The following is a 23,558-nucleotide window of genomic DNA, read 5'->3' on the forward strand; positions in this document are numbered from 1 at the left end:
AACCCTCGGTCTAGCGTCAGAATTGATGATTCAACAGAATTATCTAGGAACCTTAGACACCGAACCGAAAGTGGAAAGGGGATGTCTGGATAGGTAGTTTTTCGATTGCACTTTCGGAGACCCCCGTCTTAACTTCTTATAGTAACCATACGGTGTGTTCCGTGGAGGCATTCCATGGACAGGAAGATGAGGACCTTGGTCGTTAGAATGTACCCGAACAGGGAGCAGGAGCGTCAGCTCAACGACTGCCTGTTCGTTTGCCATGATCTGTACAACGGCCTTCTCGAATACTGTATCGAGATGCATAAGGAAGGCGGGAAGCACCCTTCAGCATATGAACTGGAGAAGCTTCTGCCTGACATGAAGAAGGAAGAACCGAAGCTGAAGACGGTGTACTCCCAGGTATTATACGACGTCTGTTTCCGTCTGAGCAGGGCGTTCGACGGATTCTTCAGGCGCGTGAAGGAGGATCCCGAGCATGCGGGATTCCCGAGATTCAAGTCATGGAAGAGGTACGATTCGTTCACCTATCCACAGAAAGGGTTCAAGCTGTCTCCTAATCATATCAGGCTGAGTCCATGGAAGACGGATGTGAGGATCAGGGGATACCGCAGGATCGGCGGCACCGTGAAGACGTGCACCATCATCAGAAAAGGTGCGGGGCCCAGATACCGCTGGGAGGCTGCGCTGACGTTCGAGATGGATTCTAAGGATGACGGAACTGCCGTATAGACCTTTACCGAACCGACCAGACCCATAGGCATAGACCTCGGTCTGAAGAACGTGGTGGTGACATCGGATGGTGCAACCTATCCCAACAGGAAGAACTACGTTCAGGCCGAAAGGCAGGTATCGAAGATCCTCAGGAGGATGTCCAGGTACGAGAAGGGATCGAAAGAGAGGGAGAGATACCGCCAGAGGCTGTTCCATGCCTTCGAGAGACTGAATAATGTCAACAAGGGATATATTTACGAGGTCGTGAACGGCCTTCTGGAGAATCACGATATGATAATCATGGAGGACATCCGCATCAAGGAGCTTGCCGACAGGAGCAGGTCCAAGGGTATGAGGAAGTCCTTCAGGGATGCGAACTGGGGGAAGTTCATCTTCACGCTTGGATACAAAGCGGCAGAGGCTGGTATCCGGATGGTGAAGGTGGATCCGGCGTACACGTCCCAACAGTGTTCCAAGTGCGGATTGCTTGTGCCCAAGGACCTCTCGGTCCGCAGGCATGTCTGTCCGCATTGCGGTCTGGATGTCGACCGCGATTAGAACGCTGCCTGCAACATCCTCACCTTGGGCATGCAAGGTGTTCAGTCTTCGAGCTGATGGATGGAGAGCAGAGGGATCTGCGATCACATAGAGGAAACCGAGGGTTTCCTCAAAGCCTTTCTTATACAAAGTCCTCCGTCAGAGGTTTAGAGCAAATAACATGTCGAGGAGCGCCAACATTTTGGGGGTCATTGCGATCGTCGGTAGCGTCATGATGATCGCCAGCGTATTCCTCACATGGGTTCAGATACAGATCGAAGTCCTAGAATTCAATTTCAAACTCACCGGCTGGGAGGTCTTCTTCGATTGGAGGGACGTCATCAAACTAAAGTATGCGATAGTGCCGCTCCTTTCTCTGATCTGCGGGATAATTGTCCTTGTCCTCATGACGATCGTGACATTCAACAACCGCGGGAATTATAGGAAGATGAACATCATATTAGGTGCCATAACGATGATACTGGCACTTGTGATCATCATCTATTCCTTCATGTTCATGAACAAGACTTGGGATTACGCCATCATAACGATCCGTCTAGTGAACTACCTCAAGGTCGGTTTCTGGCTGAACATGGCGGGCAGTTTCTTGGCCTTCGTGGGCGGCCTGGTCCCTATTCTGAAGAAGGGGAAACTCCCAAAACCGATTGTAGCTGAGTAAGTGGCCTACCCAGAATGACGATATTGTAAAATATCACGAAAAAAAATTCAGTGTTAGTTCGCTAAGAGCGAACCATAATCATCAAAAAGGTGAATTTATGGCTTCAAACATCAACATTCTTGGAATTATCGGAATCGTCGGTGCAATCCTCATGATTGTCGGCGTTTTCCTCGCATGGGGTCAAATCCCAATTATTAAAGCGACAGCATCGGGATGGGATATTTTCTCCAATTCTGATTACGGAAGTATTCTCGATTACACATTCGTGCCTCTGATTGCACTCATCGGTGGAATACTCTCTCTGGTTCTCATGATTATCCCCACCTTCGCAAACACTGAGAAGATGCAGAAGGCCAGTAACATCCTGGGGATCATCGCACTTATTATTGCAATCGTTGTAGTTATCTTTGGACTTCTGTTCGCAACACAGTCGTTAGGAATGGCTGGAAGTATGATGGATTACATCCAGTACGGATTCTGGCTGACACTGATTGGTGCCATCATCACAGTAATCGGCGGAATCATGCCTATCGCAAAGAACAGGATGGGCTGATCCTAAAACTCAAAGCGGGGTTCAAACCCCGCCACTTTCCCTTTTTTAACACCCTGTGAAAGTAATCCCGCGCACATTCATTATTAATAATAAGTGGGCAATTTCGGACGAGTGATTGCATGATAAGATTCGGTCCAGCCGGAATCCCACTTTCTTGTAAAGGTCGTACGCTCCAGAACGGTATCGAGGATGTTCACAACCTGAGCCTCAGCGCAATGGAGATCCAAATGGTGAGGTCAAGCGCATACGCCAGACCACCTGATGACGAGGAGATAGGAATGACCTTGAAGGACATCGAGGAAGGATTCGTGCTGGAGATCGTCAGGGACGGGGAGCTCATCGTCGACCCCGACGAACCCATCGAAGAGGATGATGATCTCATCTACATGCCTTCCGGAGTCTCCGACACATACGGAGACCTCTTCTGGACCAACGAAATGGCGAAGAGACTGGATGTCAACCTCTCGATACACACACCGTTCTACATGGATCTCGGTTCCAACAACGATCTTACCGAGAACTGCATGGACAGCATAAGGCATGCAGCACTCATTCTCAACGCCCTCGGAGGCGATGTCGTCGTCACAAGTCTCGGAGTATACGATGACAAGACCGACAGAGAAGAGATCGACGAGAACATTCTCAACAACGTCGCGGACATCATGGACTGGTGGCAGGGCAACGGCCTCACCCCCAGGCTCGGTGTCGAGGTCACTGGACAGGAGGATGTATTCGGATCGTTGGATCAGATCCTCGACCTTTGCGATCAGATTCCCGGAGTCATACCGGTTCTTAACTTCTCGCACCTCCATTCCCGTACAAACGGTTCCCTGCTGGATGTCGATGACTTCTTGAACGTCCTCGAGCAGGTGGAGAGCTACAGCGACGGAAGGGTCCATACCGCATTCGCAGGCGTGGAATACTCCGAAGGCAACGAGAAGAGGCTCACCCCCATCAAGAAGGGAGACCTCAGATTCGAACCCCTCGCAGAAGCGCTCATCGAGATGAAACCCAACGCCACAGTCATTTCCACTTCCCCTCTTCTAGAGCATGACGCCATGTACATGAAGATCATCCTCGAGAGGGTCCTCGCGAAGAAGGTCGCAAAGGACATGAAGGAAAGAAAGAAGGCTGAAATGGCAGCCGCTAGTGAGTGAGATGAGGTCTCCAACCGAACTCATAGCCTATTGCGATAGGGCCGTCACCTCTGTCGATACCAAGCTGAAGGATCAACTGATCGATTCTATCCTTTCCAGCAGAAGGACGTTCATCTACGGTTCCGGAAGATCGGGACTCGTCGGTCAGCTGTTCGCCGTCCGTCTTGTGCAATTAGGATTCGATGTCCATTTCGTCGGAGAGATGACAACCCCAATCATAACGAAGGACGATCTAACGCTCCTTATCTCCAACACAGGAAGGACCTCTTCTGTGGTCCAGACAGCGGAGATCGCCAGGAATGTCGTGGGGTCGAAGGTTATATCCCTGACCGGTGTCAAGGACTGCAATCTCGCCCATACCTCGGACATCACGATCGTCCTGGACATAGTGGAGAACGAGGAGACCAAGAAGATAGCTCCTCTGGGAACCATTTTTGAGGATTCTGCTCACCTGTTCTTCGAATGTGTCGTATGCGACATCATGGATAGAAAAGGCATCACAGAAGAAGAGATGCGTAACAGGCACGCCATTTGGGTCTGATCATTCCTGGAAGAGCACTGCGGCATCCTCAACAGTATCGGATACCTTGTAGAATGAGAATTGGTGGGCGAAAACATCGACCTTCATCAGGATCCCGTCTGAAAGATGTTTCTTGAAAAGCAGAAGATCCGTCTCGGTCGGTTCGGTACCGCCTTCGGACGATGCGACGCAAACTCCTATCGGCGAATCTTCGGTAATACACCTCACAACGAAATAGCGACCGTTCTCATCATCCATCGGATCACCGCCGAGAAGGACACCTGCCTGATCCGTATCCAGGAGCATGGAGTCCATCGTCTCCAAGAGCCTTCCCAGTACAGCCTCCGAAATGAGGATGTCAGCGTTCGTCCCCAGCCTTCCGACCATGACCGTAGATGCGGTTATCCATAATCAAACCTTTCTCATCTGGCAGTTATCCTCGTGCCCATGAACGGTATGACATCGACCACATCGTTCTCGTCCACATAGTCCCCGATGTTCGTATCCGGATCGAGTACCTCGTAGTCCCTGACCAGCATGACCCTTCCGTCGCCCCAGTACTCCTCCACGGTCTCCCTGAGCTCCTCGATCTTCTCGTTCTCCGGCATCTCCATCCTTATCGATGCTTCCCTTCTTCCATCCCTTAACGTGAATCTAACCATAGGATTCCCGGGAAGACATTCTTCCGTCAGTGTATAAACCTCGTCGGATTTTTTAAGGTCTATAGATATGGGGGATAACATGGCTAACATCAGGCTGCCCGAGCACTCGCACTGCGCATTCTGCGGCGACCCTATACCGTTCGGTGAGGAGTTCTGCGATGAGGAATGCAGGCAGAAGCAGAAAGAGAAGGTAGCAGCCGATAAGAAGAGGGATTACATCTTCTATGCCGTGGCAGCGGGAACGATCCTCATACTCTTCATCATAAGGGCCTTAACTCGCTGACCGTCCTTGCCACATTGTGCACGCGGACTATGTTCGCACCGGAATCCACTGCCTTCTTCGACAAGATCGCAGTAGCGTCATCAGCATCCATATCAGGATAGGTCCTGGACACTATCCTCTTCCTGGAGACCCCGATGAGTATGGAGTATTCATCGCCGAGGAAGGAACAATCCTCTATGATCCCCAGATTCTGTTCCGGCGTCTTTCCGAAACCCACTCCCGGATCTATGATTACCCTGTCAGCGCTGATGCCGGCCTCGACCGCCTTTTCGGATTGGGTATAGAGGAAACCCCTGATCTCATTCCTGTAATCGCCGGACATGTGGTCTGAATGCATATCGGGATAATCCCCATACATGTGCGAGATCACGACAGCGGCCCCGTTGTCAGCACATATCTCTATCATGCCCTTCCCGCGCAGACCGTTGACATCGTTGATGATATCAGCACCTGCGGACAGGGCCTTTTCGGCGACCTCAGCCTTCATAGTGTCCACAGAGATGGGAACATCTACCGTCCTCCTCAGTTCTCTGAGTACCGGCTCCAATCTGGACCATTCCTCATCGGCGGAAACAGGGGTGCACCCGGGACGGGTGGATTCCGCACCGACATCGATGATGTCCGCCCCCTGGTCGATCATATCTTGGGCATGCATCAGAGCACGCCCGGTATCGTTCCATCTGCCTCCGTCCGAGAAGGAATCGGGGGTTAGATTCAAAATGCCCATGATGAGAGGGGGTTCACCCCTCCCTTTGGGAAAAATCATTCCATCAGCTCGTCGATGATCTCGACGAGATCCCTGACCTCAACCTTGCGGTCGCCCTTGGCGGCCTGGAGGTTGTTAACACAGAATGGACAGGTCGTGATGACCAAATCGGCGAACGATGCCTCGTCCAGTCTTGTGTTGGCGATATTCAGAGATACCTCAGGATACGCGGACCTGACTCCGCCTCCGCCTCCGCAGCAGTGGCTTGTGCTGCGGTTGTACTTCATCTCCCTGAAATCCAGTCCGGGGATCTTCTTTATGACCTCTCTGGGAGGCTCATAGACCTCGCAGTGCCTTCCGAGATGACATGGGTCGTGGTAGGTGGCAACGACGCCTTCCATGGGCTTCAGTTTGAGGTCCTTCCTGGCGAGATACTCGGTTATGTGCAGGACCTCGAAAGGCACCTCCACATACTTGGGGTACTCGATCTTGAACATCCTGTAGCAGCCTGCGCATGCGAGCACGAGGGTCTCGACACCCAATGCTTTGATAGCATCGACGTTCTTCTGGAAGAGAGGCGTGATGTCCTCCTGGGGCCATCCTACCCTCTGCATGACCGAACCGCAGCAGACCTCGTCGATGGTAGTGAAATCATCGCCGAGCTTGTCCAGAATGGACAGCGTGGCCTGAGCGGTCTTCTTGGACCTGTAGGTAGCGGTACATCCTACATAGTATCCGACCTTCGCGTTGTGGGGCTTCCTTCCGAGGGTCTCCTGCCTGGTGGCAGTCTCCCCGAACGGGTTGCCGCAGTTGAGGATGTTGTCGCACATGGCCTTGTGTTTGGGCAGGATCTTTCCGTTCTTCACGATGTCCGCACGGCACAGCTCGATGATGTCCACGATCTTGACCTTGGAAGGGCATCTCCTTACGCAGTCCGCACAGGTCGTACAGGTGTACATGTTCTCCACGAGGGAGTCGCTGACCTCAAGGTCTCCGTTCAGCAGTCCGTAGGTGAGCGTGATACGCCCCCTGGACAATGCCGAATCCCAATTGATGGCTTTGAACGAAGGACAGACACTCTTACAGAAACCGCACATGGTACAGACGTTTACCGCCTTCCTTACCTCTTCCAGCTTATCGACTTCGAATCCGCTCATTCATTCCACCCTCGGTATGGTTACGCTTCCGTCCATCAGAACGATGACACGGGCCTTGGGGTTCTCCGCAAGAGCCTCCTTCATGGCATCGGCCACTGTGGGGAAGGGTCTGATGTTTGCTTTTGAAAGTATCTCGGGATCCAATCCGGTGACCGCCCATATGGATGCCCAGGTTGCAATCTCTGCCATCTTGGCAGCTTTGTGGTATCCGAGCTTGTATTCTGCTCTGAGATTCTCCAGGACCTTGTTGGGGTCGTTGGACGAGGAGAGCTGCTGGAGGAAGGTCGGATGTCCGATTCCCTCCCTACATTTGGATACCATGATGATCTTTCCGCCTTCCTTGAGGGCCCATTTACCATTGTCCAGAGCCTTCTGCGACTGATAAAGATCCACGTCCATAGGATAGGGTGCAACGGTCAACACAACATCCGCCTTCTCGGGGATGGGTACGGAGAACACCTCGTTCGCGTACTTCACAGCCTCGTGGAAGGACGCGTGAAGTTCTCCGGAGATCGCCTTGTATATGTTCTGATGCCTGTCCAGGACGGTCTCGATGGCGAAGATCTTCTTGCCCTTCACCACCTCGAGGGCGTCCATCATGTCCTCGTGGACCGGGTTGCCCTCCAATGCCAAAGCCTGGGCCTCCTTGCTCATGGCCAGCTTGTGATTGGCCTCGACGGTCTTGAAGGATGCGACTCCGGGAAGGAAGGATTTCCTGCCTCCGGTGTATCCTGCGAAATAGTGGGGTTCCACCGATGTAATGATCACCAGGCGGTCCGATTCCACGGCGATCTTGTTGACTTCCATAGGGGTCCCGTTCTTCGACGTTCCCAAGAAGACACACTCAGAGTTCTTGGCATCGTGGCAGATGATACGATCTTTCAGATCGCTGTAGTGCTTTCCGAAGACGAAATTGTATTCCTCCGCAGTCATATCCCTGTGGGTTCCGGTGGCTACGAGGTATCTTGCCTTCGTGAGATCCATCCTTTTGGAAAGGGCATCCAATACCTTGGCTGTAGGGGTGGGACGGGTTCCGTCGTTGACGATGAACACTATATCCTTGCCACCATCGAGGAACGCTTCCAGCGAATCATATCCTATCGGATTGTCGATGGACTGGCCGATCACCTTGTCTGGGTCGCCGCATTCGACATCCTTGGGATAGAATGTACCTATGTAGTTCTCGTCAGGTATCTCGACCTTCTGCACTTCGTCCTTACCATATTTCACGTCGATTATCATTGGACCAGATTCCTTTAAACACGTCCCTGTTAATAAAATAAATGTAACGCGCGTTGCCTTGGGAGCAGATTATTACATTGTAGCGCCGAAAGAGAGGATTTATAATGTTTGTATGGAGATTGAATGATTACAGTCTTGTGCAATCGTTACAAGATTTAGAGGCCCCGAAGGGCCTCAGGGTTCGTTATACGAACCATCTTAGGAGCTCGGACAATGTCCGTAAAACCCCTAGGACCAGGAGGAGTTTGTGAGACTTGCGATCCTGGTCCTTTTTCTTATCCTTCAGGTTTTCACCTCCGGTTAAGTTCTCAGGTCAGGGCAGCCCGCATACTTAGAATAGAAGTCCTCGTACGCGGACTTCCATCTCCTGGCGCCCATGACTTCATCTTCATGAATATAACAGCGCGCCCGGAACGCAACACTTCGAAAGTTAAAATCGACGATAGCGACCATCATCTTCGTTGTTAGAACTGCGCTCGACACATTATTTACTGACAATTCCTTTACACAATCGTAATGGTTCAGATTGCCGACATAGGAGAGCGCCAGCTCATAGAAGATTTCAAATCGTTCATAAGGCCGGAAGGCCGCGTGGGCCCAGGCGACGATGCTGCTGTCATCGAGAAGGACATCGTCATCACAACTGATATAGTAACCTTCGACAGGCACTTCCCCGTCGGTATGACGTACGAGCAATTCGGATGGTATGCGGCAGCCGTGAACTTCAGCGACCTCGCCGCCATGGGTGCGAGACCTATAGGTTTCACAGCCGCTCTGGCACTGCCTTCGACATTGGATTCTCAGAACGCCTATGACATAATGAGCGGCATCGATCAGTGCGCAGAGTTCTGCGGTACAGGAATCATCGGGGGAGACACCAAGAACGGCCCCGGGATCGTTGCAGGAACCGCGATAGGCACCATGGATGGTAGAGCTCCGATGCTGCGCTCGGGGGCGAGACCTGGAGATGTTGTTGCCGTTACCGGCCCGCTGGGAGGACCGGCCGCCGGGTTCGCTGCAATAGAAAACGATATAGACTGTCCTGAAGCAAGGGAATCCCTCTTCATGCCCATCCCCCGTGTATCTGAGGGCATAGAGCTGGCCTCATCCGGGATCGTCTCGTCCTGCATAGACCTGTCAGATGGTCTGGGAACCGCACTGAATACTATCTGCAAAGCATCTGGTGTAGGGATAGATGTGGAATTCAGTTTCCTCCAGCATGAGAAGTATGTCGACGAGATATCTCAGAAGACTGGCATCCCGCTGGAAAAACTCTTGATCGGATGGGGAGGGGAATACGAGCTAATGTTCACCGCAGATCCCGACCGTCTCAAGAAACTGTACGATTCGGAGATCGAATTCTCGATCATAGGCATGGTCAACGACAGCGGCCAAGCGGATCTCATCCGCGAAGGGAAGAGGAGCAGAATCGACTATGGCGAATATTGACAGGATAGAAGCGAGATACTACCGTCGCGAGGGCGATGCGTTCGTATGCGAACTCTGTCAGCAGAAATGCTTCATCAGGAAGGGGGAGTTCGGATACTGCGGGACCCGCAGGGCCGATGACGATATCCTGGTCTCCAATTCGTACGGGAAGATCTCTTCACTGAGCGTCGATCCCATCGAGAGGATGAACCTCTACCACTTCAAACCGCATTCCAAATGCCTCTCGGTCGGAAGCGTCGGCTGCAACATGAACTGCGGCTACTGCAAGAACTACTCCTTCGCTAAGCTCACGATCGGAAAGAAGCGTGCGACGTTCAAGAGTCCCGAGGAACTGCTGGAGATGTGCAGGGATGAGGAGATGGACATCATAGCCTTCGCCTACAACGAACCGATGGTCTGGTTCGAGTACATCATGGATGTCGCGAAGATCGCTCCAGAGATGGACCTCGTTCTGATGACCAACGGCCTGGTCAACGACGGCCCGCTCAGGGAGCTGTGCGAAGTGGTCAGCGCTATTAGCATCGATATCAAATCCTTCGACAAGAACACATACAAGAAACTCTGCGATGCAAACCTCAGCGATGTCCTGAACACGGCAAGGAACGTATTCGAGAGGGGCGTCCATATGGAGCTGAACTATCTCGTTATTCCCGGGATCAACGATTCGGAGGACGAGATCAGAGCATTCTGCAGTTGGGTGAAGGATCTTTCACCGATCATCCCGGTTCACTTCAGCAGATTCCAGCCCGACTATGAGATGAGGGATGTGCCGATGACACCTGTTGACGAACTCCTTCACTGCAGGGAGATGGGCATGGAGCTCGGACTGAACTTCGTCTATGTGGGAAACACTCTGGTCGACGATGCGGACGACACCATATGCCCCGGGTGCGGAGAGGTTGTGGTGAAGCGTCTCGGATATTCTGCAAATCCTTCTGGGCTGGACGGCTCCAAATGCGCCAGATGCAAACACCCTCTAAACATGGTCAGATGAGTGCGAACAGAGGACAGCCCAATACCATCGTGAAAACCAGACCGACCGTCGTCGGTACAAGGAACGGGATCATCGGCGTGACTCTCACATTCTCATCGTCGATGTCCTCCAGCTTCCACACGAAGGACGATTCTGCCTCTGACCTCGTCGTGACGTAAGAGGATATCCTGGTGCCTCCCGACCTGCGCAGATTGTGGACGACCGCGTAGACTATCGAGAGGATCATCGCTATCAGGAGCACGGAGAACATGGGATTGAGCACGAGACTCTGTGGATAGATTGGTTCCCATACCAAGAAACCGTAATCGGGGTATTCGCAGAAGAGGAAGGACAGAACTGCCAATGCCTTGACGTCGGCACCGCCCTTCATCGCTCCGGTGATGTACATGGTTATGAACAGCAGCACCATCGCCAGAGTTACCAGGGGGTAGGGCTCTTCGGACACCGCAGAAGATGATATCAATAATAGGGAACCGAGAGCGATCACGGCAAGCGACACCTTCCCTTGGACCTTCTCGCTGAACATAAAGAGCATAAACATGAGGAATCCCCCTGCGGACAATATGCCTGGGAGCAGGTCCTCTGTCAGGGCCGAGACCGCCATCCCGATGACCCCTATCGCCATCCAGTGGGCATCAGACACCTCTCTGGAGCGGACATCCCAATAGGATGCGGATATCATCACCGCGGTAACGGCGATGAAAATGATTAGGGGAACGGTCATGCCGAACCGATTCTCGTATCTTATTTTTAACAGATTGCTTATGCCGTTACATGAAAAGCAGATCAGCCGCCTTGATCGTCCTAATGATGCTCATCATCGGGATGACGGCGCCTATGTTCGCCCAGAGCACAGATGGTCTGGATGCGGATGATTACCACATCGTGGTCCCCGGCACCAGCGTTCCGGACAAGCCCATCCAGGTAACTCTGGCGAACGGCAACAGCAGCGAATGGACAGTCTACATCGTCAACGTCTCGGAGAAGTATCTCTCCGTATCGTTCGATTATGTTCTGGACTCGAAAGATGTCAAGGTGACCAGCCTTCCGAAGGCCTGTCTTCTGGATCCCGAAGGCGGTTCGGGAAGCAACGAAACCGAGGGAACGATTTCCTTCTCGATAGACGCCCTCTCCGAGCCACATGATTCCATCATCCTGGATGTCATCGTGAGCATCGCCGACATTAAGGACATGGATTCCCCCTCCGAGGATCACATTATATTCGACATCAAAGTCGATTCCGTGTTCGACACCTCGGAGCTCTACAACAAATTCTTCGGAATCATCCCCAACACACTTCCGGAACCGCTCAACTCCCCGATCGTGGCTGCAATCGTCACCATGATAGTCTGCGCTCTGGTGACCTGGCTTCTGGCCAAACTGCTCATCTCCAGGATTGCGTTCCATCTGAGCAAGAGCGCAACCGAGGAGGATGCCGAGAAGCTGCAGAACGGCACACAATGGTTCATCGTCCTGCTGGTCACGATCTTCTCCATAAACCTTGGATTGAAGATCATGGGTTCGGATTCATCGATACTGTCCACCGTCTCGTGGGTCACGTATGTCATAAGCATAGTCCTGATGGCGGTAATCCTCTGGAAGGTCTACGTGTTCATCATAGAGTCTATGTTCAGGAGGATGGAGAACAACAGCATCGAATCGCCTCTGGACACATCGCTCATCCCCCTGTTCAAGATGCTCGGAAGGATCCTCTTCTGGGTCGCAGGAACGTCTGCGGTATTGGGAGCATGCGGGGTCGACCTCCAGGGAATACTGATCAGCGCAGGAGTCATTTCCTTGGGTATCACCCTCGGAGCACAAAACGTCCTCTCACAGTTCTTCAGCGGATTGGTCATCCTCACCACAAGACCGTTCAAGGCAGGAGACTTCCTGCAGATCAACGGCACCGTCTACATCGTCCAGAAGGTGAAGCTCATGTACACCGAGTTCAAGAACTGGGCGGGAGATGCGATCATCACGATGCCCAACAATGTCGTGACAGCATCCACCATCAGCAACATGACCAAGGACGACGAGATATGCAAGCAGTATGTGTACTTCTCCGTCGCTTACGGCACGGACCTGGACAAGGCACAGAATGTCATGATCGAGGCCGCCAAGAAGTGCGACCTGGTCGTGGAGGATGCCAAGCATGAGGGTCCCACAACAAGGATCACGAGCTTCCTTGCCTCGGGTATCGAGATCAGATTGGCGGTTTACACCCCGACCTTCGACGACACCGGAGCTGCCGCCGGAAAGCTCAGGGCATTGGTCTACGAAGCATTCAGGGAGAATGACATCGAGATCCCCTACGACAGGATTCAGATAGACATCCTTTCCGATTCTACGGAAAAGGTCCCTAAAACCAACTGAAATTGCGGAATACCGCAGTTTCTAAAACCTTTTTCTACTATTTCCATATCCTATTCTACGAATTTCATAGTTTTTCTTACGGAAAGCGGTTAGATTTTTTATACAATGAGAAAATAACCCAAGCCCAAGAGTGATGAATATGATCGACAACCTGGACAAGAAGATCATCGAGATCATGAAGAAGGACTCCAGATGCCCGTTCGTGGAGATAGCGAACCAGCTCGGCGTCTCGGAGGGAACCATACGCAGCAGGGTCCACAGGATGACCGACGAGGGAATCATCCGCGGGTTCACCATAAAGACAAGCTCTAGAAACGTCAAGGCCCTGGTGGAGATCAGGATTGACGTCAACACCGATACCCAAGGCATCGCCAAGGAACTTGCCAGCTACGACGGTGTCACAGAGGTCTTCGAAGTCACGGGAGATCAGGACATCATTGCCATAGTCGACGTAGAATCATCACAATATCTTAACGAGATAATCGAGCGCATAAGGCGTTACGACAACATCCTGAGTACTCGTACCCGCATAATACTCAAGGAACACTTTGGGGAGGCCTAATCATGTTCGCAGGAACCGGAACCGCATTGATAACGCCCTTTGCTAAGGACGGAACAATTGATGAAGATGCATTGAGGAGACTGGTGAACTTCCAAGAAGAGAACGGGGTGGATGTGCTCATCCCCTGCGGTTCCACCGGAGAGTCCGCCATGCTGTCCCACGAGGAACACATCCATGTGGTCGAGATCGTCAGAGACGAGGCCAAGAAGGCCAAGATCCTCGCCGGAGCTGGAAGTAACTGCACTTCCGAGGCCGTGATGCTCAGTAAGAGCGCGGAGGACCTCGGAGTGGACGGAATCCTCTCCATCTCACCGTACTACGTCAAGCCCACCCAGGAAGGCTTGTACCAACACTATAAGGCGATCCAGGATGCCATCGACATACCGGTCATAGTCTACAACGTGCCCGGAAGGACCAGCACCAATGTCAACGTGGACACCATCCTCAGACTGGCAGAGCTACCCGGTATCACAGGGGTTAAGGAGGCCAGCGGTAACTTCTCGCAGATCATGAACATCCTCGCCAACAAGCCTGATGACTTCGAGGTCCTCAGCGGAGACGACGGACTCACGCTCGGACTGCTCTGTCTCGGAGCCGATGGAGTGATCTCCGTGGCATCCAACTGCTGCCCCGGGCTCCTGTCCAACATGGTGAGCAGTGCCAGGAAGGGCGATGTAGGCACAGCGAGGGAGATCCACGAGCGCCTTCTGCCCCTGTTCTCCGCACTGTTCTGCGAATCCAACCCTATCCCCATCAAGTACGCAATGGGAAGGATGGGATTCGGCAACGGAAAGCCGCGTCTGCCATTGACCGAACTCAGTGACAAGGGAAAGAGCATACTCGACCCCGTGCTGGAATCTTTGGGAATCTGAGGTGGTGGATTGATCACAGAAGTGATCGAAGACAGTAAAGTACCTACAAAAGCGCGCAAAGAAGAAATATACGTGCGCGCAATTCGCGCCAGAGATTTGACCGCAGGTCACATCTTTGTCACCGCCAAAACGGATGAGGTGCTCGGACTATGATAACGGTTATGAAGTTCGGAGGAACCAGTGTCGGTTCCGCTGAGGCCATCGAGAGAGTGGCCAATATAATCATCAATACCCAAGGCGAGAAGGTTGTCGTCGCATCTGCCATGTCCGGCATCACCAACTTCCTCGTCCAGTCGGTGGACAACCCCGCGGCTGACATCGACGAGATAGTCAAGCAGTTCGCCGACAAGCACATCATGGCCGCCGAGCAGATGTTCGACGAGAAGACCATGGCCGACTTCATGGTCGAATTCAATTCAAGGCTCGCCTCGTTCAAAGAGGCACTCAAGTGCGATCCAAACGACGCTTACTACAAGGACCTGGTCACTTCGCAGGGAGAGAGGTTCTCCACGCTGATGCTCTCGTACTATCTGAGGAAGATGGGCTACGAATCCATCGCCCTGACCGCAGAGACCGCAGGCATCGCGGCGGTCGGACTCCCACTGTCCGGATCTGCGGACCTCCAGGCGACCGCCAGCGGTATGACTATGAAAGTCAGGCCCCTGCTGTCCAAGGGCATCATACCAATAATCACTGGTTTCTACGGCATCAAGGACGGTGCACCCCTCACATTCGGCAGAGGAGGCTCGGATTACTCCGCGGCCGTCGTCGCCAATGCACTGGACGCCGATATGCTGGAGATCTGGACGGATGTCGACGGTTTCATGACCGCTGATCCCAGGATCATCAAGGATGCCATCAAGATCGAGGAGATGACCTTCGGCGAGGCCGCGGAACTGGCCTATTTCGGAGCTAAGGTCCTCCACCCCAGGACCATCGAGCCCGTTAGGATCAAGCGCATCCCGCTAAAGGTAAGGAACTCCTTCAGGCCCCAGGAGCCCGGAACGCTCATCCACAGCCTGAGGAAGAAGGGAAAGGGCCTGCTGAAGAGCGTCGCGACAAAGAACGACCTCGCGATCCTCACCATTAGTTCTGCAGAGATCGCATACAGGCCAGAGCTGGCCGCATCCATCATCAACGAGATCGCCCAGGACAACGTCATAATCTATTCCATTTCAACTTCGCTATCCACCATTGCCGTCCTCATCGACAACAAGGAAGTGGCCGGAGTCATCGAGAGCCTGAACGGAATGTCGGGCAACGATATCGAGAGGATAGACGTCAAGAACAATGTATCCTTGGTCTGCTGCGTAGGGGACGACCTTCTCTCCAGATGCGGAGTCACCGGGGACATCTTCACCGCAGTGAAGGAGGCCGGAGTCAACGTAGAGATGATCTCCGAGGGAGCCTCCGAGGTATCGCTGAACTTCGTCGTGCCCATGGGAATGGTCATGGATGTAGTGGCGGTCCTTCACGCCAAATACATAGGGTGATTCGCAATGATGCGTGATTTCGAATGCAAGGACGGCGTCATGATGATCGCCGGCAAGTCAGCCGTGGAGCTCGTGGAGGAATTCGGATCCCCCATCTACGTCTGCGACGAAGCTAGGATTAGAGAGAACTACAGGAACATCCACGGAGCGTTCTCCAGATACATGGACACCAAGATCCACTACGCCTGCAAGGCAAACACCAGCCTTGCGATCCTCAGGATACTTGAGCAGGAAGGAGCCGGGATCGATGCTGTCTCCATCGGAGAGGTCAAGACCTGCCTGAAGGCGGGATTCACCCCCGACAGGATAATGTACACCGGTGTGAACGTCAGCGACAAAGAGCTGAAGGAGGTAGCGGAACTGGGAGTCATGATCAACGTCGACTCCGTCTGCGAGATGGAGAGGCTGGCGCAGATCTCGCCCCAGCACGAGATATCCTTCCGTATCACCCCCGGAGTGGGCTCCGGACACAGCGACAAGGTCATCACCGGCTCCAAGGGAGCAAAGTTCGGTATACCTCTGAAAGAGGTCATAAACACCTACGCCAGGGCCAAGGACCTGGGATTCAAGATCAAGGGGATACACGCTCACATAGGTTCCGGAGGACAGGCCGTCGAGCCCTTCCTCGATATGATGCAGGTCATCGTGGACCTGGTCAACGAGATCAAGGAACTCGGGATCGACCTGGAGTTCATCGACATGGGCGGGGGTATCGGAGTACCCTACAAGCCACAGGAAGAAGAGATGGACCTCAACGAGCTCGCGTCCGAGATCACCGACATGATCGAGCAGCAGACTGATATCAAGACGCTGATCCTCGAACCGGGAAGATACATCGTGTGCGATGCGGTCGTCCTGCTCACAAAGGTCAACGACGTCAAGGATGCGGGGACCAAGAAGTACATCGGATGCGACGCGGGATTCAACACCCTGATCAGACCCGCATTCTACGATTCGTTCCACTACGTTGCCATGGCCAACAAGTTCGGCAAGGCCTGCGTGAACAGATACGATGTCGTAGGACCGATCTGCGAATCCGGGGATTACATGGCCCATGACCGTGTGCTGCCCGAGCCCAGGCCCGGGGACATAGTCGCAGTCTACAACGCGGGAGCGTACGGATTCTCGATGTCGAGCAACTACAACTCAAGACCTCTGTGCGCAGAGGTGCTGGTCAACGACGGAAAGGCGGAACTCATCCGCGAACCCGAGACCATCGAAGAGCTCTGGAGACACCAGAGGATCCCCGAGAGGCTGATGTGATGCATTTCTGGAAATATCACGGGATAGGAAACGACTTCGTCCTCCTGGACGGGACCGACGGAGAACTGAAGGTGGACAACGAATGGTGCAAATGCGCCTGCGACCGTCACTTCGGTATCGGAGGGGACGGCGTCCTGTACATCCTCCCCGGAGAGGGCACGGACATCACCATGAGGATAATCAACGCCGATGGTACCGAGGCCGAGATGTGCGGAAACGGTATCAGATGCGTCGCGGTACATGCATACAACTACGGCATCGTGAACAAGGAGGAGTTCTCCATCCACACGATGGCCGGCGACCTCACTGCAAAGATTACAGTGGAGGACGGGGAGGCCGTTGGAGTGACCATAAACATGGGGGCACCCATACTTGACGGCAGATCCATCCCCATCGATTGGGACGGACGCTACATCGACGAGGACTTCGCACTCATGAGGTACTTCTTCAAGGCGAATGCCGTCTCCATGGGAAACCCCCATTTCATAACATTCCAAGAGATGGACGACAAGACCATCGACACATTGGGCCCCTTGCTGGAATCCCACAGGCTCTTCCCCAGGAAGACCAACGTGGAATTCTGTAAGATCATCGACGGGAAGATCTACATCAGGGTCTTCGAGAGAGGCGCAGGATGGACCCTCGCATGCGGAACCGGTGCATGCGCAAGTACAGTGGCGGCAGCATTGAACGGACTCGTACCATACGGTGAACCCGTGGACGTGCATCTGCCCGGAGGATGGCTGAAGATCACCGTCGATAAGGATCTGAAGTACGTCCTGATGGAAGGACCGGCGGACCTCGTGTTCGAGGGAGACCTTCCCGAGGAATATTCGGAGTGACCACAATGACAAGTTACGAACAGGCCGAAAGGCTCCAGAAAATACCGCCTTACCTCTTCGTTAGGCTCGAGAAACTCTGGGCGGAGAAGAAGGCCCTTGGATGGGATATGATCAATTTCGGGATCGGGGACCCCGACCTACCTGTGCCCGACGAGATAGTCGAGGAGATGAGCAAACAGGCCAAGATCAACAGCAACCAGAAGTACTCCTCCTCGGCAGGGGAGAAGGACCTCCGCGTGGCGGTCGCCCAGTGGTACAAGAAGAAGTACGGGCTGGACATCGATCCCGACACACAGGTCTGCATCACGATCGGTTCCAAGGAAGCGATATTCAACATCGCCCAGGCGTTCGTCAACGACGGCGAGACCATCATCGCGCCCTCACCCGGATACCCCGTCTACTCCGGAGCATCCACGGTGTTCAACAACGCCAAGTGCGTCAAGGTCCCCCTAAAAGCAGAGAAGGATTGGCTTCTTGATGTAGACGAGTGTCCCAAGAACGCCAGGATGCTGTACCTCAACTACCCCAACAACCCTACCGGGGCGACCTGCGACGTCGCATACCTGAAGAAGGTGTACGACTGGTGTCAGGAGAACAACACCATCTTCTGCTACGATAACGCGTACAGTGAGATGGTGTACGACGGTTACCAGGCGCCCTCTGCGCTGCAGGCCGGACCCGACTGCATAGAGTTCGGATCCTTCTCCAAGACGTTCAACATGACCGGGTTCAGACTTGGATACGCAGTCGGACACCCCGACCTTGTGGCCGGACTCAAGAAGTGCAAGGGTCAGATGGACTCCGGAGCGCCCATCTTCATCCAGAAGGCAGGAATCAAGGCGCTGGGCCTCTACGGACCCAACGGAGAGAGGCCTGAGGCCATCGAGAAGAACATGGCGATCTACTCCGAGAGGAGGAAGGTCCTCGTGGACGGCCTCAGAGAGCTCGGATTCGACGTGAAGATGCCCAAGGGAACCTTCTACGTATGGTTCAACTGCGGAATGAAATCAGAGGACTTCGTCCAGAAGATGAACGAGATCGGAATCATCCTCACACCCGGAACCGGATTCGGCGAGAGCTGCGAAGGTTACATCAGGATGACCGTCACCGAACCTGTCGAGCGTATCCGTAAGGCACTCGAGAGGATGAAGCAGAACAAGTACATCGAATGAATTCCTACCGCCCCCGAAAGGGGGCCTTGGACCCCTTTATTTCTGCAGTTTTAACACAACAATCTAAGAACCCTAGGTACCGATTCCGAAAGTGCAAATCGGATATCTGGCACATCCTTTTTTGGCTTCCACTTTCGGCCACCCTCTTCTCAACTTTAAATAGTGAGCCGATGATGATGTTCTGAGGAATCACAATGGCCACAAAAACCCTTGAAGATATACCAGGAGTAGGACCAGCCATAGCAGAAAAACTCCGTGAAGCAGGATACAACGAATTGATGGCCATCGCTGTTGCTTCCCCGTCCGAACTTGCAGAGACTTGCGAGATTGGGGAGAAGAAGGCAATGGACATCATAGAGGGTGCCAAGCTTTGCGCGGACATTGGCGGTTTCGAGACAGGAGAAGACATCCTAGAGAGACGTAAATCGATCACCAAGCTCACGACCGGATCGAAAGCATTCGACGAGCTCCTCGCAGGAGGACTCGAGACGCAGTCGATCGTCGAGCTGTTCGGAGAGTTCGGAAGCTGCAAGACGCAGGTCTGCTTCCAGCTGGCAGTCAACGCCACACTCCCCGAGGAGAAGGGCGGTTTCGATTCGGATGTCATCATCATCGATACAGAGAACACCTTCAGACCCGAGAGGATCATCCAGATGGCCAACTATCTGGGGGCCGATCCCGACGAGACGCTGAAGAGGATACATGTCGCAAGAGCGTTCAACTCGCAGCACCAGGTGCTCCTGGTGGACAAGGCACTCGAACTTGCCCAGACCATGAAGGTCAAGCTGCTGATAGTCGACTCGCTCACATCGCATTTCAGAGCAGAATATGTGGGAAGGGGAGCACTCGCCGAGAGGCAGCAGATCCTCAACCGCCACATGCACGACCTGCTCAACTTCGCAACCCTGAACAACGCGGTTATCGCGGTTACCAACCAGGTCGCCGCGAAGCCCGATGCGTTCTTCGGAGACCCCACCAGGCCTATCGGAGGACACATCGTAGGACACACCGCCACCTTCCGTATCTATCTGAGGAAGGGTAAGGCCGGAAAGAGGATCGCAAGACTCATCGATTCTCCCAACCTGCCAGAGGGCGAAGCTGTCTTCATGGTCACCGAAGACGGTATTAAGGACTAAACACTAAACGGGGGTGTGAGCCCCCAATACTTCTTCGAACTGTCCGGCGAATCGAAGGACATGCCGCTGGCCGAGGTTATAGGATGCCTCAAGGCCGAGACCGACTCATGCGAGATCACTGCTAAAGGTCCGGGTTATGTCATCGCTTCCTTTGACGAGAAACATCTGAATTCCATCGCCGACAGGATCGCCATGTCTCACAGCATCGGCAGATATCTGGGAGAGTACACGCCGGAGGACATCTCTGGTTTGGCCGACATCGAACTCCCCGAGGGGACGTTCGCCATCCGCGCGAAGAGGTTCGAAGGCATGATGAAGGATGTGGATTCACAGAAACTGATCCGCAATGCAGGAGGTCTTCTCTCGAAGCACAACGATGTGAATCTGAAGGATCCCGACATAATCGTCAGGATGCAGATGTGCGACAAGGTTCATCTCTACATAGAGGACAAGGTCACCGAGAAGGACCTGCTGGAGAAGAGGAAGGTTGCTGAAAGACCGTTCTTCTCCCCCATTTCGATACACCCCAAATATGCAAGGGCGCTCATCAACATGGCAGAGGTAAAACGCGGGCAGACCGTCCTGGACCCGTTCTGCGGGACCGGCGGTATCGTCATCGAGGCAGCCGAGATGGGGATGAAAGCTGTCGCCTCCGATTTCGATGAGGATATGATCATCGGATGCCAGGAGAATCTCGATTTCTACGGCCTCAAGATGCATGATTTCGACGTGCTCGACATAGGTGACATAGCCGAGAGATTCCCCGAGATGGATGCCATATGCACCGATCCTCCTTACGGAAGGAGCACAAAGACGGGCGGAGAGAACATCACCAAACTCTACAACCGTGCGGGAGAGGTCATCCCCAAGTGCCTGAAGAAGGGTCATAAGGCAGGTATAGTCCTGCCGCAACCCCTGGAAATTCCGGGCATGACGCTGGAGCACATGTTCCTGCAGAGAGTCCACGGTACATTGACCAGGCATTACCACATCTTCCAGAATTGATTGTTGTCCGCATTGGAAAAAATATCCTCCATTGAAAAGTACATATCGTCAGGACCCATAGCGATCTCCGATGGGAGAGGAATACACCTACACATGCGCAGCGTGCGACAACGAGATGACTCTGAGCGTCGGATTCTACGAATGCAAAGGATGGGGCGACAAAGAGACTCGCGCAGAGATACTGGCCGGCAAGTACGGGAAGAAGGCGAAGAAGGTTTTGGAAGACAACAAAGGGTGCAGCTACCACTTCCAGGCTGACATCTTCAGATGCAAGTGCGGATACACCAAGAGCTACGATTCACTGGTAATCCACGACAAGGATGTCCTTGAGCCCACGGTGTTCTTCTCCACCAGCCACAGGTGCCCCAGGTGCAAGAAGGCTATGGAAAAGATGGATCATTTCCCAACAGGCATCCCCTGCCATAAGTGCGGGGAGAGATCAGACATATCCATCCACAGCCACGTTAGATGGTGACTCGCCTCACACCCTTTTTTATATAGAACGCGCATATTGCGCACAACCCGCCCGACTAGGGTGGAAGATGTGATTCACGATGACGGTCAAACAATACATGCTGGACAAGATCGCAAACGGCACCATCCATGCCGCCCTTATAGACCCCGACAAGCAGCCTGCTGAGAAAGCAGGTGAGATGGCAAAGGCTATGAAGGAAGCGGGATCGGACATAATATTCGTAGGCGGATCCAGCGGAATCACCATGGAGAACCTCTCGGCCACTGCCAAAGCGGTCAAGGAGGCTTCGGGACTTCCCGTCATCCTTTTCGGAGGAACACCCGACTCCCTCAACAAGGAGCTGGACGCGGTGTTCTTCATGCAGATCGTCAACGCGGCAGACCCCAGATTCGTCACCTTCGGACAGGTCGCAGCTGCACCAATCATCATGAAACTCGGACTCGAATCCATCTCAATGGGATACGTCATCGTCGAGCCCGGAATGACCGTTGCAAGGGTCTCCAGCGCCAAGGTCGTCGGACAGGACGAGATCGAGAAGGCCGTCGCATACGCAATGGCCTGCAAGATGTTCGGATTCGAATTCATCTACTTCGAGGCCGGATCCGGAGCTGACAGACCCGTACCTCCGGCGATGATCAAAGCTATCAAGACCTACGTCGACCTCCCCCTTATCATCGGAGGAGGAATCAGGACACCTGAGGCCGCGGCAGCGGCAAGGGCGGCCGGAGCAGACATCATCGTGACCGGAACCCTCCTGGAGAACGGCACGGACATCTCCAAGGTCAAGGAAGTCATCACAGCAGCAAAGGGTAACTGAACATGTCATACGATCCGGACCAGCCCAGCTACAACACGCCAATCTCCCCCCGCCAGTTCATATGGAACACACCGGAGGAGAGGGCCGCAGGAATCAACAATGACCTGAAGGTAGCAGCGCGCAGATACCTCTGCCCCAACTGCGGAAGGGAATTCAGCCTCTTCCAGTCAAGGGCCATCGCATGCAAGTACTGTCCTAAAGCTGATCAGAACTGCCCCAACGTCAGATGCCCATACTGCGACAAGGAATACCCCATCAGAGGATTCATCGTCCCGGACAACAACCCCGGAGCGAAAGCGGACCAAGTTCACATGACGAACTACGCACAGACTGTCTTCAACCGTTTCTCGGACAGTTACAACAGAAGATGAAATACGAAGAATTGCCTATTCTTTGTATTTACTTGAATCCAAACCAATTAAGATAACGTTAATTATTTCTAATTAATGAATTAAGATAACGTGAAGAATCTGCGATTTCTTTATTAACTTGACTTGGACAGTTCGGTTCCGTCTGGATGACAGAATAGACCGCCCAGGTACGTGCCTGTCCGCTCATGCGGCAGGCGATTCGTCCCTTGCGGGAACGGGGTTGCCAGTCAACCCCCTGAGGAGGATGTTGATCGCCGCGTTGATGTCCCTGTCCGCGGTGTATCCGCATGCGGGGCATCTATGGATGCTTATGTTCAATGTCTTCCCCACATGCTCCCCGCATTGGGAGCATGTCTGCGATGTTCCCCTGGGATCCACCTCGATGACCTTCACGCCGGCGCATTCTGCCTTGTCGGAGATCCTTCTTCTCAGCATTCCCAGGGAGCTGTTTACGAAGCCGCGGGTCATGTTCCTGCCCAAGGACTTTTCCCACAGCTTCTTCACCTTCAGTCTTTCCATCACGA

General features: G+C 53.4%; 28 protein-coding genes. 21 read left to right on the top strand and 7 right to left on the bottom strand.

The features are described 5' to 3' along the window. Window positions 1-174 precede the first annotated feature (174 nt). The 6 genes from E7Z62_08205 to E7Z62_08230 all read left to right on the top strand — a co-directional run bounded on the left by E7Z62_08205 (window position 175) and on the right by E7Z62_08230 (window position 4,181). A complete protein-coding gene (locus tag E7Z62_08205; GenBank protein MBE6523083.1) occupies window positions 175-732 on the top strand; it encodes a hypothetical protein in 558 nt (185 codons plus the stop codon). 24 nt (window positions 733-756) lie between these two features. Beyond that, on the top strand, window positions 757-1,272 hold the full coding sequence (locus E7Z62_08210) for a transposase (protein ID MBE6523084.1): 516 nt from the start codon (window positions 757-759) through the stop codon (window positions 1,270-1,272). A gap of 160 nt (window positions 1,273-1,432) precedes the next feature. After that, on the top strand, window positions 1,433-1,930 hold the full coding sequence (locus E7Z62_08215; GenBank protein ID MBE6523085.1) for a hypothetical protein: 498 nt from the start codon (window positions 1,433-1,435) through the stop codon (window positions 1,928-1,930). Window positions 1,931-2,027: 97 nt separating this feature from the next. Then, window positions 2,028-2,483 carry a hypothetical protein gene (locus E7Z62_08220; GenBank protein ID MBE6523086.1) on the top strand — a complete coding sequence of 152 codons (456 nt, stop codon included), beginning with the start codon at window positions 2,028-2,030 and terminating at the stop codon, window positions 2,481-2,483. 119 nt (window positions 2,484-2,602) lie between these two features. Beyond that, a complete protein-coding gene (locus E7Z62_08225; protein MBE6523087.1) occupies window positions 2,603-3,640 on the top strand; it encodes an endonuclease IV in 1,038 nt (345 codons plus the stop codon). A gap of 1 nt (window position 3,641) precedes the next feature. Beyond that, the gene (locus E7Z62_08230) at window positions 3,642-4,181 is read left to right on the top strand and encodes an SIS domain-containing protein (GenBank protein ID MBE6523088.1); all 540 of its coding nucleotides are present in this window, start codon (window positions 3,642-3,644) and stop codon (window positions 4,179-4,181) included. Here E7Z62_08230 and E7Z62_08235 read toward each other — a convergent pair whose 3' ends face one another. Both E7Z62_08235 and E7Z62_08240 read right to left on the bottom strand, forming a co-directional pair. Then, window positions 4,182-4,547 carry a hypothetical protein gene (locus E7Z62_08235; GenBank protein MBE6523089.1) on the bottom strand — a complete coding sequence of 122 codons (366 nt, stop codon included), beginning with the start codon at window positions 4,545-4,547 and terminating at the stop codon, window positions 4,182-4,184. 35 nt (window positions 4,548-4,582) lie between these two features. Continuing rightward, complete coding sequence (locus E7Z62_08240; GenBank protein ID MBE6523090.1) at window positions 4,583-4,822, bottom strand: hypothetical protein; 240 nt, start codon at window positions 4,820-4,822, stop codon at window positions 4,583-4,585. A 67-nt stretch (window positions 4,823-4,889) separates the two neighbouring features. Between E7Z62_08240 and E7Z62_08245 the strand changes: the two genes are divergently transcribed. Next, window positions 4,890-5,105, top strand: a complete 216-nt coding sequence (locus E7Z62_08245; protein MBE6523091.1) for a DUF2116 family Zn-ribbon domain-containing protein — start codon at window positions 4,890-4,892, stop codon at window positions 5,103-5,105. On the opposite strand, the gene folP is transcribed toward E7Z62_08245, so the two are convergent. Genes folP through larA form a run of 3 tightly spaced genes read right to left on the bottom strand, consistent with a single transcriptional unit; the run spans window position 5,083 to window position 8,210 of the window. After that, window positions 5,083-5,871 (bottom strand): dihydropteroate synthase, encoded by a 789-nt coding sequence (gene folP / locus E7Z62_08250; protein MBE6523092.1) that lies wholly within the window; start codon window positions 5,869-5,871, stop codon window positions 5,083-5,085. The two genes, E7Z62_08245 and folP, sit on opposite strands and share 23 nt — an antisense overlap. Then, complete coding sequence (locus E7Z62_08255) at window positions 5,868-6,968, bottom strand: (Fe-S)-binding protein (protein ID MBE6523093.1); 1,101 nt, start codon at window positions 6,966-6,968, stop codon at window positions 5,868-5,870. Before E7Z62_08255 ends, folP begins: the two co-directional genes overlap by 4 nt. Beyond that, entirely contained in the window at window positions 6,969-8,210 is a 1,242-nt protein-coding gene (gene larA / locus E7Z62_08260; protein MBE6523094.1) for a nickel-dependent lactate racemase, read from the bottom strand. A gap of 516 nt (window positions 8,211-8,726) precedes the next feature. Between larA and thiL the strand changes: the two genes are divergently transcribed. After that, the gene (thiL, locus tag E7Z62_08265; GenBank protein ID MBE6523095.1) at window positions 8,727-9,659 is read left to right on the top strand and encodes a thiamine-phosphate kinase; all 933 of its coding nucleotides are present in this window, start codon (window positions 8,727-8,729) and stop codon (window positions 9,657-9,659) included. Next, a complete protein-coding gene (gene amrS / locus E7Z62_08270) occupies window positions 9,646-10,653 on the top strand; it encodes an AmmeMemoRadiSam system radical SAM enzyme (GenBank protein ID MBE6523096.1) in 1,008 nt (335 codons plus the stop codon). The genes thiL and amrS overlap by 14 nt, the downstream gene beginning before the upstream one ends. Here amrS and E7Z62_08275 read toward each other — a convergent pair. After that, window positions 10,646-11,377 carry a hypothetical protein gene (locus E7Z62_08275; GenBank protein ID MBE6523097.1) on the bottom strand — a complete coding sequence of 244 codons (732 nt, stop codon included), beginning with the start codon at window positions 11,375-11,377 and terminating at the stop codon, window positions 10,646-10,648. The genes amrS and E7Z62_08275 overlap by 8 nt on opposite strands. A gap of 50 nt (window positions 11,378-11,427) precedes the next feature. Here E7Z62_08275 and E7Z62_08280 point away from each other — a divergent pair, with 50 nt between their 5' ends. From E7Z62_08280 to E7Z62_08335, 12 genes are all read left to right on the top strand, one after another. Next, window positions 11,428-13,026: a mechanosensitive ion channel family protein gene (locus E7Z62_08280; GenBank protein ID MBE6523098.1), complete on the top strand. Its 1,599-nt coding sequence runs from the start codon at window positions 11,428-11,430 to the stop codon at window positions 13,024-13,026. Between the two features lie 139 nt (window positions 13,027-13,165). Then, window positions 13,166-13,588, top strand: a complete 423-nt coding sequence (locus tag E7Z62_08285) for an Lrp/AsnC family transcriptional regulator (GenBank protein ID MBE6523099.1) — start codon at window positions 13,166-13,168, stop codon at window positions 13,586-13,588. A gap of 2 nt (window positions 13,589-13,590) precedes the next feature. After that, window positions 13,591-14,460, top strand: coding sequence for a 4-hydroxy-tetrahydrodipicolinate synthase (locus E7Z62_08290; GenBank protein ID MBE6523100.1), 870 nt, complete (start codon window positions 13,591-13,593; stop codon window positions 14,458-14,460). Window positions 14,461-14,609: 149 nt separating this feature from the next. Then, entirely contained in the window at window positions 14,610-15,953 is a 1,344-nt protein-coding gene (locus E7Z62_08295; protein ID MBE6523101.1) for an aspartate kinase, read from the top strand. A 9-nt stretch (window positions 15,954-15,962) separates the two neighbouring features. Beyond that, window positions 15,963-17,216, top strand: coding sequence for a diaminopimelate decarboxylase (gene lysA, locus E7Z62_08300; protein ID MBE6523102.1), 1,254 nt, complete (start codon window positions 15,963-15,965; stop codon window positions 17,214-17,216). Further along, window positions 17,216-18,058, top strand: coding sequence for a diaminopimelate epimerase (locus E7Z62_08305; protein ID MBE6523103.1), 843 nt, complete (start codon window positions 17,216-17,218; stop codon window positions 18,056-18,058). Before lysA ends, E7Z62_08305 begins: the two co-directional genes overlap by 1 nt. 5 nt (window positions 18,059-18,063) lie before the next feature. Next, window positions 18,064-19,230, top strand: coding sequence for an aminotransferase class I/II-fold pyridoxal phosphate-dependent enzyme (locus E7Z62_08310; GenBank protein MBE6523104.1), 1,167 nt, complete (start codon window positions 18,064-18,066; stop codon window positions 19,228-19,230). A 194-nt stretch (window positions 19,231-19,424) separates the two neighbouring features. Beyond that, window positions 19,425-20,366, top strand: coding sequence for a DNA repair and recombination protein RadA (radA, locus tag E7Z62_08315; protein MBE6523105.1), 942 nt, complete (start codon window positions 19,425-19,427; stop codon window positions 20,364-20,366). 15 nt (window positions 20,367-20,381) lie between these two features. Next, window positions 20,382-21,371, top strand: coding sequence for a methyltransferase domain-containing protein (locus E7Z62_08320; GenBank protein ID MBE6523106.1), 990 nt, complete (start codon window positions 20,382-20,384; stop codon window positions 21,369-21,371). 70 nt (window positions 21,372-21,441) lie between these two features. Beyond that, window positions 21,442-21,846 carry a hypothetical protein gene (locus E7Z62_08325; GenBank protein MBE6523107.1) on the top strand — a complete coding sequence of 135 codons (405 nt, stop codon included), beginning with the start codon at window positions 21,442-21,444 and terminating at the stop codon, window positions 21,844-21,846. A gap of 79 nt (window positions 21,847-21,925) precedes the next feature. Continuing rightward, window positions 21,926-22,663, top strand: a complete 738-nt coding sequence (locus E7Z62_08330; protein MBE6523108.1) for a geranylgeranylglyceryl/heptaprenylglyceryl phosphate synthase — start codon at window positions 21,926-21,928, stop codon at window positions 22,661-22,663. 2 nt (window positions 22,664-22,665) lie between these two features. Continuing rightward, window positions 22,666-23,034, top strand: a complete 369-nt coding sequence (locus E7Z62_08335) for a hypothetical protein (protein MBE6523109.1) — start codon at window positions 22,666-22,668, stop codon at window positions 23,032-23,034. Between the two features lie 183 nt (window positions 23,035-23,217). Here E7Z62_08335 and E7Z62_08340 read toward each other — a convergent pair. Next, window positions 23,218-23,558 (bottom strand): transposase (locus tag E7Z62_08340; protein MBE6523110.1); only part of this gene is annotated, 341 nt, incomplete at its 5' end.

This window comes from Thermoplasmata archaeon (assembly GCA_015063285.1).
GTDB lineage: Archaea > Thermoplasmatota > Thermoplasmata > Methanomassiliicoccales > Methanomethylophilaceae > Methanoprimaticola.